The sequence below is a fragment of the Pseudoalteromonas sp. BSi20439 genome, from assembly GCF_000241165.1.
In the GTDB taxonomy this organism is placed as follows: Bacteria; Pseudomonadota; Gammaproteobacteria; order Enterobacterales; family Alteromonadaceae; genus Pseudoalteromonas.
Map to the genome: position 1 here is coordinate 44,685 of NZ_BADW01000054.1, position 18,477 is coordinate 63,161.

An 18,477-nucleotide genomic window follows, 5' to 3' on the forward strand; every position below is an offset into this window, starting at 1 on the left:
TGTGTAAACAGTGTACTGAGCTATTGAGATGCGCGTGATTTAAACGCCGCGTTTGAGGCACTTTTAACCAGCTGGTTAAAGTCGCCTTGTTGTTGCTCTGTAATCCCTAGAGAGAGAGAAATTGGAGGTAGTTTTAAATCGCTTTTTGAACTGATAAAACGTAGCTTTTCAACCCCAGCTATTACCTTTTGTGCAATCAGCTTAGCTGTTTCTGGCTCAATGTTAGCAAGTAGAACGATAAATTGGTCTTTTGCAGAGCGCCCAGCTAAGCCACTTTGCGAAACATACTTCTGCACTTGCTTAGCTACTTTATTTAAAATCACTTCGCCAATTGCATCGCCAAAATTATCAATAAAATGCTCTAAATTATCAATTTGAATGGCAATTGCTGAGATTGATTTGTCTTGTTTTAACCATAACTGTGTTTGTTTAGTTAAATAATGGCGTTTGTATAAGCCTGTTTGTGGGTCAATCACATGTTGTTTGCGCAAGGTATTGAGTTGTTTTTTAGTTGCTTCGTGTAACTTTTTTGCCTGACTTAGTTCTTGTTTAAATTGTGCTTGTTGCGAGAGCAGTAACTGCGTTTGCTCATTAAGCCTTTCTAAGGCGATGCGGCTGTTAGCAATATTATTTTCATCTAAAGAATGCAAGCAGTCATTAACATGACCTGCAAAATCGTTAAGTTTTTTTTCGGTTTGCTGTGCATTTTGAGACAGTGAATTGATCACACCATTGACGTTTTCAATCATTGCTACTTCGGTTTTATGACCTTGATTTAAATATTCAAAATAGAGTTGCTCAATAAATAGCTCATCAATATTTTGATGGGCATCTATAGCATCATCAATAGCATTATTAAGCGCAAAATGGATTTTACTAATGTATGTATACACAACTTGAAAATTTAAGGGGGTAGGAGGCAAAACATGATGTTCTAAAAACATACATACTTTTGTCATTTTTTCTTGTGCTATAGCCATGGAGTCATGGAACATCATTTGCAAATACCAACCAAATACGCATAAATGCTGATTTATAAAACTCGTCCAATGAGGCAATTTGCTTCCAAGCACAGATACAATAATCATTATATCCGTTATTTAAAAGTAAAATGAGTCGTAGTTGGCTAAAATGACGCTATAATTTCAATAACCGTTGTTTTTTTGAGCAATTACTCTAATTGTTAAGTATTAACTCAAGTTAATAAAATGACTGCTGGCGTATATTTTTCGCAGTTGGTCGTATATCTATTTGCTATTTATTCAGCCTAAGATAGGTTTACCACATCTGTAACGTCATTAAGCTCAATAACTATGAATTTATCTCTTTCAAAAAAAATGCGCCTTTCCTTATTAAGTGTCACCTTAATGTGCTCATTAAGCGCGTGTCAGCTCACTACAATTAATGCCGATCAGCAATTTACGCAAACCGCTGAAAATATTGTACAACACCGCCAAAATGTAAGCCCATATAGTAATCCTGAGGGAGTTGATGGCTATTTATTACCTAACTTATCGGCTGACTTTCTAGCGCAGCAGTATCAAAAAAACACCCAGTTATTGGCTGATTTAGATGCAATAGATATGAGCAAGCTGAGTGACGAGAATCAAATTAATTACAGTATTATTCGAGCGCAAGTGCAAAATAGTGTTGATGAATATGTATTTAACGCACACTACATGCCTTTAACGTCAGAGTATGGCTTTCATTCAAGCCTATCGTTTATTGTTAATAGCTCGGATTATAAAACTGCACAAGATTATCAAAACTACCTAAAGCGATTACAGCAAGTGCCGCGCTTTTTTGAACAAAATATAGGCTGGATGCGTAAAGGGTTAGAAGTTGGTTTAACTCAACCCAAAGCGGTATTAATTGGCTATCAAGATTCTATTACTGCCTACATTGTTGATGATGTAAAACAATCTGAATTTTATAAGCCATTTTTAAACAATACCGCTGGCTTAAGTGATAGTGAATTTGCAGCGTTACAACAACAAGCTAAAGCCATTATTAGTGGCCAAGTTATTAATGCCTATAAAGGTTACTTAACTTTTTTTAATACCGAATATTTACCAGGCGCACGCAGCGATATTGGCATTTCGTCTACTCCCAATGGCGAAGCCTTTTATGCAAATCGTGCTAAGTATTACACCACGACACAAATGACCCCAAAAGAAATCCATGAGCTGGGTTTAGCGGAGGTGGCACGTATTCGCAGTGAGATGGAAGCGGTCATTAAAGAGGTGGGCTTTAAAGGCACGTTTGCAGAATTTATCCACTTTTTACGTACCGATCCGCAATTTTACGCCACAACGCCTGAGCAATTGTTAAAAGAGGCCGCGTACATTGCCAAAAAAATGGATGCACAGTTACCTAAATTATTTCATACCTTACCACGTAAACCTTATGGCGTAGCGCCGGTGCCTGCCAATATTGCCCCTAAGTATACTACTGGGCGCTATTCAGGTTCGAGCCGTGACGATCAAGCCGGTTTTTATTGGGTGAATACTTACGCTTTAGATAAACGACCACTCTATGCTTTAGAGGCATTAACACTGCACGAAGCTGTCCCGGGCCATCATTTACAAATATCACTCAATGCAGAACTTGAAAGCCTACCTAGCTATCGCCGAGATGCCTATTTATCAGCGTTTGGTGAGGGCTGGGGGTTGTATTCAGAGTACTTAGGGGTTGAGGCGGGCTTTTATCAAGACCCGTACAGTAACTTTGGTCGTTTAACCTACGAAATGTGGCGTGCTGCACGTTTAGTGGTTGATACGGGAATGCACATGTATGGCTGGAGCCGAGAACGTGCGATGAACTTTATGGCCGATAATACAGCGCTTTCATTACACAATGTAAAAACAGAAACCGACCGTTATATTTCGTGGCCAGCTCAAGCGCTGTCTTACAAAATTGGTGAGTTAACAATTAAACGCTTGCGCGCAGAGGCTGAGCAAGCATTAGGTCAGCAGTTTGATATTCGTGAGTTCCATCATCAAATTTTGCGTCACGGTTCGGTACCTTTGTCGGTGCTTGAGCAGCAAATACGCTTGTATATACAAACGGAGTTAGCAAAAACAGATAGCTAAAAGCGCATTATTTTGAAACTATAAAAGTGTGGTGTTATTTGATGGCATCACGCTTTTTTTAGCATTTAAGGATAAGCTATGAGCCAATTTATAATGTTCAGTATCGATGTGTTTGCCAGCCTATTTATTGTTGCATTGGGATTGCTGGTTATATTAATTGCTATTTTTTATATTCGAGATGTTACGCAAACAAAGCATGCTATTAGGCGTAACTATCCCGTAATTGGACGTTTTCGTTATTTCTTTGAGCGTCAAGGTGAGTTTTTTAGGCAGTATTTTTTTGCCCTAGACCGTGAAGAAATGCCCTTTAATCGCGCCGAGCGTAGTTGGGTCTACCGCGCGGCGAAAGATGTTGATCATACGGCCGCTTTTGGCTCAACTCAAAGTTTAGAGGCCACAGGCACAGTTATGTTTATGAACTGTGCATTTCCCACCTTAGATGAAGAAGCCTTAGCGCCGAGCAACGTAACGCTTGGCCCTTATTGTAAATTTCCTTACACCACAAATTCGTTATTTAATATATCGGGCATGAGCTTTGGTGCGCTATCCAGCCCGGCTGTACGTGCACTATCCAAGGGGGCAAAATTAGCAGGATGTTGGATGAACACGGGTGAAGGCGGGCTTAGTCCGTATCACTTAGAAGGAGGCGCCGATATTGTATTTCAAATTGGCACCGCAAAATACGGTGTACGCGACGAGCAGGGAAATTTAAGTACAGAAAAGCTAAAAGCCGTTGCTGCACACCCAACGGTTAAAATGTTTGAACTGAAAATGAGCCAAGGTGCCAAGCCAGGCAAAGGCGGCATGTTACCTGGGCGAAAAGTGAATGCTGAAATTGCCAAAATAAGAGGTATACCCGAAGGGCAGGATTCAATTAGCCCGAATGGGCACCCAGAAATAAAAAATCCAAACGATATTCTAGACATGCTTACCACCATCAGAACTGCAACGGGTAAACCAACAGGCTTTAAAGCGGTTATTGGTGAACATACTTGGCTAGAAAGCTTATTTGCTGAGATAAATCATCGTGGCATTGAGTCTGCACCCGACTTTATAACTATTGATAGTGCTGATGGGGGCACAGGCGCAGCACCACAGTCTTTATTAGATTCTGTAGGGTTACCACTTAAAGAAAGCCTCCCTCTAGTTATACAGCTATTAAAGAAGCATGGTCTTAGAGAGCGAGTTAAAATTATTGTTTCGGGTAAATTAATTGTGCCTTCCAAAGTCGCATGGGCATTAGCACTAGGAGCCGACTTTGTGGTTTCTGCGCGAGGGCATATGTTTGCACTAGGCTGCATTCAGGCGATGCAATGTAATAAAGATACCTGCCCAACTGGAATTACTACGCATAATGAACGTTTGCAACGTGGTTTAAATGTTGAAGATAAAGCGCAGCGGGTCGCAAATTATAATAAATACATTCATTACGGTGCAGGGCTTATTGCACATTCTTGTGGCGTTACCAGTGCTCGCGAATTAAAACGCAAACATGTACGTATAGTGCAAGAGAGCGGCCTTTCTGAGCCGCTAGATAAAATGTACGAGCATTATCATTAAATACTTGCTTGTTAGTTATCGATGATGAAGTGTATTGCTCGCTTGAATGCCCGTGATTTTTAATCGCTCTAATTCGCAGCTAAACAAAAACTCTAGTGCTTCTAGGTGGCGACGCACTTCAGCAATATTTTTGCCAACTGCATATAAGCCATGACCGCGAATTAATACACCAAATTTAATCGGTGAGTGCAAATGGTGATCGCTGACTAATAAGCTTAAACGATCAATATCTTGGTCGTTATCAAAAATAGGAATGCTTAAGGTTTCTAAATGTGAGGTAAAGCCACTGAGCGCTTTTTGCATTTCGTAACCGCTTAAATCAAGCTGATGAGCTTGCGTTACTTGTGAAAGCACCGTTGCTGCAACAGATTGAGTATGCAATACACATTGCGCCTCAGGAATTAACTGATACAAACTTAAATGTAATTTCGCTTCGCTTGATAACGCCTGAGGAGGATTTAAGTTTTGGTGGTCTAACTGTAAAAAATGCTCATGGGTAAGTTGGGCCTTATCGCAGCCATTAGTCGTTATAACAAAGCCATTTTGGGTGCGAGCTGATAAATTTCCACCCGAGGCAGGAACCCAACCTTGTTGGCTAATCCATTTTGCGACTTCTATAAGGTTTGAAATAGCGGTATGGTTGTCTTGCATATTTTCCTCACAAATAACAATTAAAGTACAGTTTAGACGGCTAAACTTCCGTTTTAATCATAGCATTGCTCTGTACACAAAACCATCATCAGGAGACTTCGTGTTTGACAGTAAACTCCCCAATTTAGGTATTAGTATATTTAGCCAAATGAGTGGCTTGGCTAATAAGTTTTCGGCAATTAATCTTTCGCAAGGTTTTCCTGAATTTGATACCCCTGAGTATTTAAAAGCGCAGTTAAGCCAGTATGTAACGCAAGGAGCTAATCAATACTCGCCTTCCAGCGGTGTACCTAAACTGCAGCAGCAAATTGCAGCATTAGTTCAGCGAAAATACAAAGCGCAAATTGATGGCACAAGCCAAGTAACTGTAACCTCAGGGGCAACCGAAGCATTATTTGTGGCTATTCAAACTATTGTGCGCGAGGGTGATGACGTTATTGTATTTGATCCTGCTTACGACTCATATCAACCAGCCATTGAACTGGCTGGCGGCAAGTCAGTGCACGTTGCGCTAGCCGCGCCAGATTACGCTATAAACTGGCAAACAGTAAATCAAGCAATTACAGCAAATACTCGCGCAATTATTATTAACACGCCGCATAACCCCAGTGGCAAAGTGTTAAAACAGCAAGATATCAACGAACTAAAAAAACTAGTGAGTGCTCACAATTTATATGTAATCAGCGATGAGGTTTATGAGCATATAACGTTTGATCAACAACCACATTTAAGCGCACTCGGTGACGAGGCACTACTGGCAAAAAGCTTTGTTATTTCAAGTTTTGGTAAAACCTTTCATAGCACCGGTTGGAAGATGGGTTACTGTATCGCACCCACTGATTTAAGCGAAGAATTTCGAAAAATTCATCAGTATGTTACTTTTTCAAGTTTTACGCCTGCGCAGCATGCATTAGCAGATATGTTAGAGCAACACGCTGACCATATTGACCAGCTAAGTGATTTTTATCAACATAAGCGCGATGTGCTTAGTAATGCTCTACAAAATAGTCGCTTTAGTATTTTACCAAGTGAGGGTACCTACTTTTTACTGCTTGATTACAGTGATGTATCCGATTTAAATGACGTAGAATTTTGTCAGTGGTTGGTAGAGCAAGCTGGGGTGGCAGCCATTCCGCTAAGTGTATTTTATCAACAGCCAAATAACGATAAAGTTATTCGTTTATGTTTTGCTAAAAACGATCAAACCCTAATGGAGGCGGCGCAGATTTTATGTCAACTTTAACTTTAGCATTATTACAAAGCTCATTGCATTGGCTCGATAAAAAAGCCAATTTAGTTATGTTTGAACAACAACTTGCCAACATCACCAATAAACCAGATTTAATTGTATTGCCCGAAACCTTTGCCACTGGATTTGCGGTTAACCTTGATTGTGGTGAGGCTGAAAATGGCTCAGTACTGAGTTGGCTTAAAACACAAGCTAAACAACATAATGCGGTTTGTGCGGGCTCGGTATTGGTAACTCAAGGGGACAAAAAGGCTAATCGGTTTTATTGGGTAAAACCAAGTGGTGAGGTAGGTTATTACGATAAGCGCCACTTATTTTGTTTGGGTAACGAGGGCGAATTTGTAGTAGCAGGACAAACCCGTGAAGTGTTTGAGCTCAATGGGTTTAAAATTTTACCGCAAGTTTGCTACGATTTACGCTTTCCGGTGTTTCAGCGCAATAACAATGACTACGACGTGATGATAAATATTGCTAACTGGCCAGCTGCAAGGCGTAATGTGTGGGATACCTTATTAATGGCGCGAGCAATGGAAAACCTGTGCTACGTGGTTGGCGTAAATCGGGTTGGCGAAGATGGCAATGGTATTGACCATAGTGGTGGAACCGCAGTGTATGACTTTAAAGGTGAGCCACTGATTAAAGCGCATGATGACCAGCAAGCATTATTAACAATCACGTTAAATAAAGCGCCGCTTGATGAGTTTAGAGCTAAATTTCCGGCACATTTAGATGCCGATGCTTTTGCATTGGTATAAATTAGCGCCCAGCCGATAAAGTGCTAAAATAACCGCTGATATTTTTATTGGCGGCTTTATGAATACAACCCTTATTACACCTGTAATTTTAGCTGGCGGCATTGGTACACGGCTTTGGCCGCTATCGCGCCAAGCAATGCCAAAGCAGTTTTTATCTTTGCTTGATGATAATAACCAGCAGTCGTTATTACAAAGCACATTATCACGGGTTGCAACTGATGGCTTTAATCCCGCTATTTTGGTCTGTAATGAACAGCATCGATTTATTGCAGCAGAGCAGGCAGCATTTGCAAAACCCTATGCCATAGTACTTGAGCCAGAAGGCAAAAATACCGCACCAGCCATCGCCCTTGCCGCGCACCATGCTTTAAAAAATAATATTACGGGCCCTTTGTTGGTGATGCCTGCCGATCATCATATTGCAGATTTTACCGCGTTAACGGCTCAGTTATCTGATGCGATTAAACTTGCTGAGCAAGGTAAATTAGTTACATTTTCAATCACACCAACAGAGCCACACACAGGTTATGGTTATATAAAACAGGGCGCAGCCATTAAAGATACCTGTTGCTTTGAAGTTGACCAGTTTAAAGAAAAACCTGATTTAGCAACGGCATTAACTTATTTAGCTGAGGGCGGTTATAGTTGGAACAGTGGTATGTTTTTATTTACTCCCGCTGCTTATCTGCAAGAGCTTGAGCGCTTTGCCCCAAAAATTGCTAAAAGTGTTGCCAGTGCTACTGATTTTAAACAAGACTTAGCGTTTACCAGAGCGAATGCCCATGCACTTGAATCTTGCCCAAGTGACTCAATTGACTACGCTATTTTAGAGCGAAGCAATAATGTAGTGGTAATGCCAGTGGCGTTAAAGTGGAGCGATGTGGGCAGTTTTTCTGCACTGGCTGCGCTGAGTAAAAAGGATTCGCAGGGCAATAGTCAAAATCAGCAACATATTGCACAAAACAGTATTAATAACCTAGTTATTAGTGAAGATGGACACACAATTGCTACTTTAGGTGTGAGCGATTTAGCGATTGTTCATACTCATGATGCTACCTTGGTTGCAAAGCAAGATTCGCTTGAAGGCTTGCCTTTAATACTTAAGCAATTGGCAATTACGCAAAATGACAAACTGGCGCATCATCAGGTGGTTTACCGCCCTTGGGGAAATTATCGTACGCTAGTAGAAAGTATCGGCTTTAAGGTTAAAAAAATTACCGTAAAAAGTGGGGCTAGGCTCTCAACCCAGCGTCATCAGCACCGTGCCGAGCATTGGGTGGTTGTCTCAGGTACTGCAGATATATGTATTGACCAGCAAAGCTTGACGCTGACTCACGACCAATCTTGTTATATTGGTGCAAAACAACTGCACAGCTTAGCTAATAATCAGCCCGAGCCGTTAATTGTTATTGAAGTACAAACGGGTGCCATATTGGATGAAAGTGACATAGAGCGATTTGACGATATATACGGTAGAAAATAACAGTATAAATAGTGAATATGCTTGATCATTTGTTACGGTCGTAAAACTTGGTAGCCCGAAGCCCGTAACCGTATTACCCTAGCCCTTGGCGTACATACTTTAAATATGCTTCTAAACTGTGTTGCCACAGTGTGCTGGCTTCATTTAACGAGTTATTTAATGGTTTTTTATCTAGTAAGCGTCGCTCAATTTTTTTAAGAGCCAGTCCATAGCTATTAAAGCCAAGTTGCATTGCGGTGCTGGCTTGGCGATGTAAGAGCTTTATACATTGCTCTGGGTCTTGCTCTAATAAGGTTTGGCAGCGGCTCAGTTTGTTACGCGCAGAGAGGATAAACTCATTATAAATAGAAGATACTTCATCAATACTAAAAGAGCTTGTCAGGGTTTCTGTGGCTGTTTCATCGTATAACGTATCAACCAGCTCTACAGCAATGTTAGCTGTTTGTGTTGACTGTGAATCACTCAATGCTTGGCGTAGTTTTTCTTGCTTTAATGGCTTGCCAACAATGTCTTTAATACCCAGTGCTAAGTATTCTTTTATTTCATCAGGACTTAAACTGGCGGTAAAGGCCAGCACTGGAGTTCGCTGATTTTTATGCTCCACTCGTTTGAGTGTTTTTAGCACTTGCTGCCCTGTTAAGTCGGGTAAGTTCATATCAAGTAACACCACATCAAAGTGATATTTTTTCATCAACTCAATCGCACTTTTGCCATCTTTAGCGAGCTTAATTTTATGCTCGTCGTCAGCCATAAATTCAACAGCTATTTTTTGGTTTAAATCTAAATCTTCAACAAGTAACACATCAAGTCCGGTTAAATAATCCTTACTTTGATGGCGCTGCTCTACAAGGCTAAGTTCACCTATGGCTAGCGTCATGTTAAAGCTAAATACGCTACCCACTCCCAGCTCACTGGTAATTTCTAGCTGGCTATTAATTTTATCGAGTAAGCGACTGGTTATAGCTAGCCCAAGCCCTGTTCCGCCTTTTTCCTTACCGGCACTGCTTTGAATGTAGGGCTCAGTTAAATAGTCAATTTCATCTTTTTCAATACCTGGGCCTGAATCGAGTACACTTACTTTAAGAGTATGATCGAGCTGAGTTTCATTAATTAAATCTATTTGCACTTTTACTGTACCGGTGTCGGTAAATTTAATTGCATTACCCACAAGATTAATAATGATTTGTCTGAGCTTTTGTTGATCGCAGTAATAACAGGCTTTATCGGGGATGTTACAGGCAAGCTCAAATTTAAGCTGTTTTTGTTCGGCCAAAGGGCTTAACAGCAGGCATAAGTTTTGTAGCCAAGTTTTGAACTCTATATCCTCTTCGTACAAGGCTTCGTCATGCTGATCTAAGCTTGCGTATTCCAGCACTTTATCTACGAGTAAGTTGAGTGACTCTGCTGAGTTAATAATGGCTTCGCAATAAGCTTTATTGCGGCTGTCGCTAGTTTGGTTTAACACCAGTTGTGCGCTGCCTAAAATGCCGTTTAATGGGGTGCGTATTTCATGGCTTATAGTGGATAAAAAGAGCCCGCGAATCTCTAAGTCCTTGTGTGCTTTTTCGGTGAGTTTATTAAGTCGTAATTCCCTGCGCTCATTGCACAATAGCGCCATGCCAGCAGCATAAAACATAGGGGCAATCACACTGTTTAAAAATAATAGTGAGTTAAACCATGGGTTTAATATGGCATCTTGTTGTGCAACGCGATCCATAAAGATAGTTCGAGTGATAAAACTCGCTGCAACCAGGGTTAAAATAATAATGTAAACAATGCTGGCGTTAGGATAAGGTTTTCGCGCATATTTTATAAAAATAAATAATAAAAAAGCGGCTTCTACAATATGCTGCAGGTCAGAAATATAAACCCGTGAGCGCATGGATGGCTGAAAAAAAGTGAAATTAATAAGCAATAAAGCACTAAGTGCGGTAAATAGGCAAACAAATTTAAAGCCCCGACCACGATAGTTTAAAAATTGACTCAGCGATAAGCAGTGCACAATTGACGCTAAAAACATCATGCTATTAGCAAAGGTAATGGCAAGTTGATCAGGAATTTTACCTATGAGCGCAAAGCCCACAATGGCGGCTAATAGTAGTAAAGGGTAGGAGATATAAAGTAATGTGCCGGGAACATGCTTATTGGTACGCCAGGTTAAAAAATTTAGTAACGTCATCACTGTCATAACAGCGATACTGGCAAAATAAAGCGTAAATGAGTCGAGCATTAAGACCCCAACAGTGATTTTTAAAGAAGATATAAAAACAGGCACCTAAAGTGCCTGTATTGAATTTATTAAAATAAGCCTTAACGAATTTCGTCAGGAATATTTTGTTGTGCCCAAGAGAGTAGTTCAATACGGTTACGACATTTGGTTTTTCTAAATGCGCTGTATAAATGGGTTTTAACCGTGTGCGGGCTAATGCTTAACTCTTCAGCAATTTCTTTATTTTTTGAACCGTTACTCATTAACGAGATAATTGCTTTTTCACGTTTAGTGAGTTTTATTGGTTCAATATCACCATCAGTTAGCTTATGTAATGCGTCTTTATTAAATTGCAGCATGCGGTTAAGCGCATTACACATAATATCACGACGATACCAAAGCTGATCTTCAAGTAATAAACGAATCCCTTTCATGAGTACATCGGCATTATCGGTGGTGTAAAATACACCGCGAATACCACTGAGTAATGCACGATTAGCAAGCTCTGGATTTTCATCTAAATTAAACAACACAATATCGCATTTGATGCGTAAATTAACGAGTTGCTCTTTTAGCTTAGTCCATGCGTCTTTACTTGATGTTTCAATGAACAATAAGCGAGTACCTACCGGAACATCTAAAATATTTGTACCCGTAGTTACGTCAAGACCCTGTGTTTTTAACAAAGGCTCTAAAACGTTGATACCAATAGTGTTAATTGGTTCTTCGTCTAACAACAAAAAGGCTGAACTGCTCATGTTTTTTTACTCTTTTATAAAGCTGGCTAATTAATCTTACCACGATCCCTGCACACCTTTTGTATTAGGCAATAACAATTTCACTGGAGAAAAGGTGCGATTTCCGATTATTTAAACATAAAATGTTGCAAATAAGTAATTGTTTTTTTGGTATATAAGAAAAACGCCGTATTTTTAATGTATTTTTTAAGATACAGGATTTAATGAGTCACTATAGAGTAACTTTTTTAGTATTTTGATACGGAGGCCAGCCCATTTCTTTACCCGCCAGCATGTGTAAATGAATATGGTAAACGGTTTGTCCGCCGTGTTCATTGCAGTTCATCACCACGCGGTAGCCGTCATCGCTAAAATTAAATTGTTTGGCGAGTTTAGCCGCTACCACATATAAATGACCAACAAGGTGTGAGTTTTCCTCAGTGACATCGTTAATCGTGGCAATGGCTTGTTTAGGAATGATCAACGCATGAAAAGGTGCTTGAGGATTAATATCTTTAAATGCAAGCGAGTGGTCGTCTTCGTAAATAATGTCAGCAGGAATTTCACGATTAATAATTTTAGTAAAAATAGTCTCTTGACTCATAATGATGACTCTAATTTGTTCGATTAATATGTATGTCACTAATGACAAATTTTGCCAGCAGTGTCAAACTGAAATCAACTAAAGGAGTAATTATGCGTAAATCAATATTATTAAGCAGTGTAGCGGCGCTCTTGGTGAGTGCATCGAGTTTGGCAGAAAACATTCACTTTCCTGAGGAGTTTGTTCCTTTACAAGTGGGTGAACGAACCATTGAAAGTTCGATTTTTAGTCGTGTTGATGATGTTGAATTAGCACCGGGCACTTATCAGTTAAAGCTTAAATACACAGATTTATATGATTTAGGCTATGACGATCACGAAGTGATTGAGTCGGAGCCTTTTTGGGTGAATGTAACCGTTGAAGCAGGTAAAGATTACACCTTAGTATTTAATCGTGCTGAAAATGCGGTGGCAGCTAAGGTATTTGCTGAGGCACCACAAGTGAGCTTAAAAGCAAAAGGTAGTACCTTAGCTGAGCCATTAAATGTGATAGCTGAACGACAACTACAAAGCGCACAGTTTAATCAGCAAACCTCAGAAACACCTGCTGGCCCACAAAAACCAAGTCGTCCCATTAAGCCGATTGCGCCAATTAATGGCAAAGGCATGCCAAGCGCTGCACATATGCTCGACTTTTGGTGGCAACAAGCAACGCTCGCTGAACGACAGGCTTTTTTAGATAAAGTAACAAAATAACTAAGCATTAAAAAAGGGCCAAATTGGCCCTTTTTAGTTTATTGGTAACGCTATTTGTTATTTAAATAATGCGTCAATAGTACCTTGTGCCAGTGGGTGATAACCCGGACGCGCTTTTAAGTATACGCTTTGTGCCCAGTCTTTTTTACCATTGGTAATAAGCGCTTTATAAAGCGGCACGATAAGCTTACGACGACCAATACCCGATAAATGCTTATCAAGCGCAGGGTAAATCGGTTGGTAACCATTACCTACTGCTAGCATGTACCATGCAAACGCACGTTCTGCGTTGGTTGATTGGGTTAAGTTAAACTCGCCGTCTAATTCAGTCATTTTTTCAATGCTTAAATCGCGCGGTAAGTTGTTTAAAAAGTGTAGCCACTCATGCACAGTCCAATTTGCAGTTGGTAATTGTGCGGCAGTTGTATCCCCTTTTAACCATGCTGTAGAAGCTGTATCTACTTTATCGAATGCGTCTGAGGTTGGATTAGGTGCATCACTTGGTAAACCAGGCTGAAAAATCCACTCGTTCACTTTATCCATGCTCACTACACCAGGGTACTTTTCAATTAAGTTAGCTTTGATGTACGTAACAAATTGCGCGGTGGTTAGCGATTTAAATGCAAACTCATTAAAGTAGGTTTTAACAAAGTCATCAAACTTATCACGGCCGTATTTTTCTTCTAGGTAGATTAAAAATAGCTGACCTTTTGTGTAAGGCACTGAGCTAAACGCATCATCTGGGTCGCGACCATTAAGCTTTAAGTTAAGGCGCGTGTCTGGTGCATCAATGGTTTTAAGTTGCGCACGTAGGCCTGCTGCATCAAGTGCTTGTTCCATAACAGCACGGTCACGCCCAAATACCTCTTCCATAATGCGGTTTTCAACGTAAGAGGTAAATCCTTCGTTTAACCATAAATCTTCCCATGTGGCGTTAGTCACTAAGTTACCAGACCAAGAGTGTGCAAGCTCATGCGCAATCAGGTTAACTAAGCTTTTATCGCCGGCAACAACGGTTGGGGTGATAAATGATAAACGTGGGTTTTCCATGCCGCCAAACGGAAAGCTAGGTGGTAGCATAAGTAAGTCATAACGACCCCATGCATAGTCGCCGTACATGGCATTGGTTTTGTCGATCATCGCTTGGGTGTCATCAAACTCAGCAACTGAGGCATCTAAAATAGTCGGCTCTGCAAAAATACCGGTTTGCTTAGACATCGCTTTAAATTCTAGGTTACCCGCACCAATGGCAATTAAGTAAGGTGAAATTGCTTGCGGCATAGTGAACTGATAATCACCATCTTTATAAAGGGCATCTTTATTATCGGCGCTCATTACCGCACGAATATCTTCAGGGGTATGAATACGTGCAGAATAAGTCACGCGCATTGCTGGGGTGTCTTGCACTGGTATCCAACTACGTGCATGAATCGCTTGCGATTGGCTATACATAAACGGGTGCGTTTTGCTGGCTGTTTGCTCTGGCGTTAACCACTGTAAGCCCGACGCTTCTGGGCGACTGTTGTAGTAAATACGGACTTTTTCAGCTTGGTTTTTAAAAGTAATCGTTAGTTTTGAGCCTTTAACATCGTCGCGGTTAGCAAGGTTAAAACTAGCTTTGTGCCAATTGCCATTTGCTGTTTGATACATGACTTTATCAATATCAAGGTCACGGGTATCAAGTACTAGCTTTTTGCTACTGGCGTTTTGCCACTGCAGCGTATGCTCAACAAAACCTTCTAATTGCTTGTCGGCAAAGTCGATGTCTAAATCAAGGTTTAAATGTGTGGTGATAACATCATCAAGGTTGGCATAGGAATTTTGATCAATAGCGCTGGCCATTGCTTGCGAGCACATACCTGCCATAGCGAGGCTTAAAAAAAGAGGTGTGATTTTCATAATTACCTTGAGTACAAATAAAAAAGTGCAGGTTTTATATCATGATTGCTGCAGTGGGTTGAACAATTTTTACAAGCAGATGCGCAATTTGCGACGATGAGTTAAACTAGAGCGATTAATTATTGCTACCTTCAGAGGGCTTTGTGCCGCACTCATTACAACCCCTACATACATTTGCATTAAGTAGCCAATGCCAAAATTTCGTTGAAATTACCGACTCAGCGCAGCTTAAAAGCCAGTGCTTTAAAGTCCCTTTTTGCTTGTTGGGTGAGGGCAGTAATACTATTTTTTTAAATGACTATGCAGGCACGGTCATTAAAATGGCAACCCAAGGCATTACTATCACTGAGCGCTCGGATGACTTTTTAGTTAGTGTGGCGGGCGGTGAAAATTGGCATCAATTAGTGACCTACTTGCTGGAGCAAGGTATTGCAGGGTTTGAAAACCTAGCGCTCATACCCGGTACTGTCGGCGCTGCACCAGTGCAAAATATTGGTGCCTATGGCGTAGAAATAGCACAGTTTATAGAAGCTGTTGATTATTTTGCTATTGATAGCGGCAGCTTTAAATCTTTAACTAATCAACAATGTCATTTTGCTTATCGTGAATCGGTATTTAAACACGCGCTAAAAAATAAAGCAGTGATCACCCAAGTGCATTTTAAGTTGCCCAAAAAATGGCAACCAGTGCTCAGCTATGGACCGCTGCAGCAATTAAAAAATCCAACTCCACAGCAAGTGTGCGCGCAAGTGATACAAACGCGTAATAGCAAACTCCCAAACCCTTATAAACTGGCTAATGCGGGCAGCTTTTTAAGAACCCTATTATCACCAATAGTGACTTAGCGCAGTTAATTGCTAAATACCCTGAGGTGCCTCACTACCCACATAGTGCCGGTCACCATAAAGTGGCTGCAGGGTGGTTAATAGAGCAAGCGGGATTAAAGGGATATAAAATTGCAGGTATAGAAGTGCATCAACAGCAAGCGCTGGTACTAGTTAATCATGGTAATAGTACAGGGGATGATTTAATTAATATGATTGCTCACATTCAGGATATTGTTTTAACACGTTACAACATAAGTTTAGAACACGAAGTGCGGTTAATTGATCAACACAACGAATGCCATATCTCTTTGGAGCAATCAGTATGAAGGCACCAGATGGAAACAAGCTGGCTATTTTAAATGCACTGAATGAAGGTGGGTTTGTCTCTGGGCAAGCACTAGGTAATGAATTAGGAATAAGTCGCGCGGCGGTAAGTAAGCATATTCAAAGCTTACAAGCTATGGGCTTAGATGTATTTAAAGTAACAGGTAAAGGCTATAGCTTAAATAACCATGTAGGGTTACTTAATCAGCAAATCATACAACAGCTTTATGCTGAGTTAGGGCAAAATACCGCGAATATTGAAGTGCAACCACTGATTGACTCAACCAACAGCGAGTTAATGCGCCGTATTCAAGCTAAAGCAGCGCTCGAATCGGGCACCGTGATTGTAGCCGAAATGCAGCAAGCAGGGCGGGGGCGTCGAGGCCGAGTATGGCAATCACCCTTTGGTGCTAACTTATACTACAGTTATTTTTGGCGCTTAGACGATGGCTTACAAGCCGCTATGGGCGTATCGATTGCTGTTGGTTTAGCTGTGTATGATGCGATAAAAGCACTTTATGATATTGAAGTAGAGCTTAAATGGCCAAACGACATTTATATAAACAAACAAAAACTCGCAGGTGTCTTGGTCGAGTTAGACGGGCAGCCACAAGGACCCTGTCAGTTAGTGATAGGGGTTGGTATTAATTTAAATATGCCAGAAAGTGCCAGTCAGCACATTGACCAAGCATGGACAGATTTAAGTCAGCACACCCAGCAGCTAGATAAAAATCAACTAGTAGCTTCATTAACTTATTGCTTAGAGCAGCGCTTAGTGCAATATCGCGAGAATGGCTTACAAACTATGTATCAACAATGGAATGCATTAAATGCATTTGCTGGTCAGCAGGTAGAGCTTAATACCGGACATCGAAGTTGGTGTGGCATTTGTGAAGGTATAGATGCGCACGGTGGTGTACGTATTCGCCAAGACGGTGAAGTGAAAAGTTATTATGGCGGTGAGATTTCATTAAGAAAGGCGCAAGCATGAGATTACTCATTGATGTAGGTAATACCTCACTCAAAGCCGTATTGTGGCAAAACGAGCAAATACAGCCGTGCGATATTAATAATATCCCATGGCAGCAAATCACGGTTGTTGTTTACGCTTGTGTGGGTCGTAGTGAATTACTCAAACAGCTATTGGAGCAAGCGCAAACACATAATATTGATTGCTTTGAGGCTACGGTTAGTCATGAACTCGGTACGTTGCATTGTGCGTATCAGCAAGTCGGTAATTTGGGCATAGATAGGTGGTTAGCACTTATTAGTGGTTATACGCTTTACCCTAATACGGCTACAATTGTTGTTGATGCCGGCACGGCAACGACTATAGACGTCCTTAATAATGATGGGCAGCACTTAGGTGGTTGGATATTACCAGGGCTTGATTTAATGACCCGATCACTTACTCAAAATACCCAGCGCGTATTTGATGATGCAAATACGCCATTTGCTAATGAGCTTGGCAAAAACACCCCTAATGGATTAAAAAATGGTGCATTAGTGGCAACTATTGGCGCAATTGAGCAAGCAAAGCGGCATTTAAATACAAAAAATTGCCTTTTAATTTTTGCTGGTGGTTATGGTCAGCTATTACAAGGGCATTTTCCACAGAGTATTTTCGACCCAATGCTAGTAATGAAAGGCTTAAATTACTGGTATGAGTTGGCTAAAAAGAGTTAAAAACAACAAAAAAACCGCTTTTTGCGCGAATAGTGAGCGTTTGAAGAATAAAATCACATTTTTTTAATTTTTTGGTTGCATCCCAATAAACCTTACTCTAGAATCTCGCCCCGTACTAAAGCAGTGCCGACTTAGCTCAGCTGGTAGAGCAACTGACTTGTAATCAGTAGGTCAACCGTTCGACTCGGTTAGTCGGCACCACTTTCCTTTTACCGGAAGTGCTTAGTATAAAGAATTATCGTGGAGGGGTTCCCGAGCGGCCAAAGGGATCAGACTGTAAATCTGACGGCTCAGCCTTCGCTGGTTCGAATCCAGCTCCCTCCACCACTTTATTCTAGACGGTTAGAGGTAGTTTAAGAACAGGTTCCTTAAAGCGGGCATCGTATAATGGCTATTACCTCAGCCTTCCAAGCTGATGATGCGGGTTCGATTCCCGCTGCCCGCTCCAATTTGATGATGCTGATATAGCTCAGTTGGTAGAGCGCACCCTTGGTAAGGGTGAGGTCGGCAGTTCAAATCTGCCTATCAGCACCAGTCAATCGAATCTCCTTAAACACTTCCTTTATCTGTCAGAAAAAAACTATTTGAAATTTGAAAAAATTAACTTAATCTACCTATGGTGGATTATTTTCATATGTAATCTAGATACACAAAACTGATAGGTTCCGTCATGGCAAAAGCAAAGTTTGAACGCGTAAAACCGCAC

At 40.8% G+C, this 18,477-nt stretch carries 14 protein-coding genes, 4 tRNA genes and 1 pseudogene; 13 read left to right on the forward strand and 6 right to left on the reverse strand.

Annotated features, from left to right (window positions below):
* Positions 1-20 precede the first annotated feature (20 nt).
* A complete protein-coding gene (locus tag P20439_RS05050; RefSeq protein ID WP_036932949.1) occupies positions 21-980 on the reverse strand; it encodes a diguanylate cyclase domain-containing protein in 960 nt (319 codons plus the stop codon).
* Positions 981-1,313: 333 nt separating this feature from the next.
* Between P20439_RS05050 and P20439_RS05055 the strand changes: the two genes are divergently transcribed.
* The gene (locus tag P20439_RS05055) at positions 1,314-3,092 is read left to right on the forward strand and encodes a DUF885 family protein (RefSeq protein ID WP_008465038.1); all 1,779 of its coding nucleotides are present in this window, start codon (positions 1,314-1,316) and stop codon (positions 3,090-3,092) included.
* Positions 3,093-3,170: 78 nt separating this feature from the next.
* Positions 3,171-4,652: an FMN-binding glutamate synthase family protein gene (locus P20439_RS05060; protein WP_008465040.1), complete on the forward strand. Its 1,482-nt coding sequence runs from the start codon at positions 3,171-3,173 to the stop codon at positions 4,650-4,652.
* Positions 4,653-4,667: 15 nt separating this feature from the next.
* On the opposite strand, the gene P20439_RS05065 is transcribed toward P20439_RS05060, so the two are convergent.
* A complete protein-coding gene (locus tag P20439_RS05065) occupies positions 4,668-5,303 on the reverse strand; it encodes a methylthioribulose 1-phosphate dehydratase (protein WP_008465041.1) in 636 nt (211 codons plus the stop codon).
* Positions 5,304-5,403: 100 nt separating this feature from the next.
* On the opposite strand from P20439_RS05065, the gene P20439_RS05070 reads away from it, so the two are divergent.
* The 3 genes from P20439_RS05070 to P20439_RS05080 are packed head-to-tail and all read left to right on the forward strand — an operon-like array spanning position 5,404 to position 8,790.
* A complete protein-coding gene (locus P20439_RS05070) occupies positions 5,404-6,546 on the forward strand; it encodes a methionine aminotransferase (protein WP_008465043.1) in 1,143 nt (380 codons plus the stop codon).
* Positions 6,534-7,307, forward strand: a complete 774-nt coding sequence (locus P20439_RS05075; RefSeq protein WP_008465045.1) for an amidohydrolase — start codon at positions 6,534-6,536, stop codon at positions 7,305-7,307. Before P20439_RS05070 ends, P20439_RS05075 begins: the two co-directional genes overlap by 13 nt.
* Before the next feature lie 58 nt (positions 7,308-7,365).
* Positions 7,366-8,790: a mannose-1-phosphate guanylyltransferase/mannose-6-phosphate isomerase gene (locus P20439_RS05080; RefSeq protein WP_008465047.1), complete on the forward strand. Its 1,425-nt coding sequence runs from the start codon at positions 7,366-7,368 to the stop codon at positions 8,788-8,790.
* 73 nt (positions 8,791-8,863) lie between these two features.
* Here the strand turns inward: P20439_RS05080 and P20439_RS05085 are convergent, their stop codons facing one another.
* From P20439_RS05085 to P20439_RS05095, 3 genes are all read right to left on the reverse strand, one after another.
* The gene (locus tag P20439_RS05085; protein ID WP_008465049.1) at positions 8,864-11,020 is read right to left on the reverse strand and encodes a response regulator; all 2,157 of its coding nucleotides are present in this window, start codon (positions 11,018-11,020) and stop codon (positions 8,864-8,866) included.
* An 80-nt stretch (positions 11,021-11,100) separates the two neighbouring features.
* Positions 11,101-11,757, reverse strand: coding sequence for a response regulator transcription factor (locus P20439_RS05090; protein ID WP_008108518.1), 657 nt, complete (start codon positions 11,755-11,757; stop codon positions 11,101-11,103).
* A gap of 211 nt (positions 11,758-11,968) precedes the next feature.
* The gene (locus tag P20439_RS05095) at positions 11,969-12,340 is read right to left on the reverse strand and encodes a histidine triad nucleotide-binding protein (protein WP_008465050.1); all 372 of its coding nucleotides are present in this window, start codon (positions 12,338-12,340) and stop codon (positions 11,969-11,971) included.
* Positions 12,341-12,432: 92 nt separating this feature from the next.
* Here P20439_RS05095 and P20439_RS05100 point away from each other — a divergent pair, with 92 nt between their 5' ends.
* Positions 12,433-13,035: a DUF2057 domain-containing protein gene (locus P20439_RS05100; protein ID WP_008465052.1), complete on the forward strand. Its 603-nt coding sequence runs from the start codon at positions 12,433-12,435 to the stop codon at positions 13,033-13,035.
* A gap of 57 nt (positions 13,036-13,092) precedes the next feature.
* Here P20439_RS05100 and P20439_RS05105 read toward each other — a convergent pair whose 3' ends face one another.
* Positions 13,093-14,934: a M1 family metallopeptidase gene (locus tag P20439_RS05105; protein ID WP_008108511.1), complete on the reverse strand. Its 1,842-nt coding sequence runs from the start codon at positions 14,932-14,934 to the stop codon at positions 13,093-13,095.
* 143 nt (positions 14,935-15,077) lie between these two features.
* Here P20439_RS05105 and murB point away from each other — a divergent pair.
* From murB to P20439_RS05140, 7 genes and pseudogenes are all read left to right on the forward strand, one after another.
* Positions 15,078-16,087: pseudogene (murB, locus tag P20439_RS05110) on the forward strand (UDP-N-acetylmuramate dehydrogenase).
* Entirely contained in the window at positions 16,084-17,076 is a 993-nt protein-coding gene (birA, locus tag P20439_RS05115) for a bifunctional biotin--[acetyl-CoA-carboxylase] ligase/biotin operon repressor BirA (protein ID WP_008465058.1), read from the forward strand. The pseudogene murB and the gene birA overlap by 4 nt, the downstream one beginning before the upstream one ends.
* On the forward strand, positions 17,073-17,771 hold the full coding sequence (locus P20439_RS05120) for a type III pantothenate kinase (RefSeq protein WP_008465060.1): 699 nt from the start codon (positions 17,073-17,075) through the stop codon (positions 17,769-17,771). Before birA ends, P20439_RS05120 begins: the two co-directional genes overlap by 4 nt.
* A gap of 125 nt (positions 17,772-17,896) precedes the next feature.
* Positions 17,897-17,972 (forward strand) — tRNA-Thr (locus P20439_RS05125).
* A gap of 41 nt (positions 17,973-18,013) precedes the next feature.
* A tRNA-Tyr gene (locus tag P20439_RS05130) sits at positions 18,014-18,098 on the forward strand.
* Between the two features lie 46 nt (positions 18,099-18,144).
* Positions 18,145-18,219, forward strand: a tRNA-Gly gene (locus P20439_RS05135).
* A gap of 10 nt (positions 18,220-18,229) precedes the next feature.
* Positions 18,230-18,305 (forward strand) — tRNA-Thr (locus tag P20439_RS05140).
* The last annotated feature ends 172 nt before the right edge of the window (positions 18,306-18,477 follow it).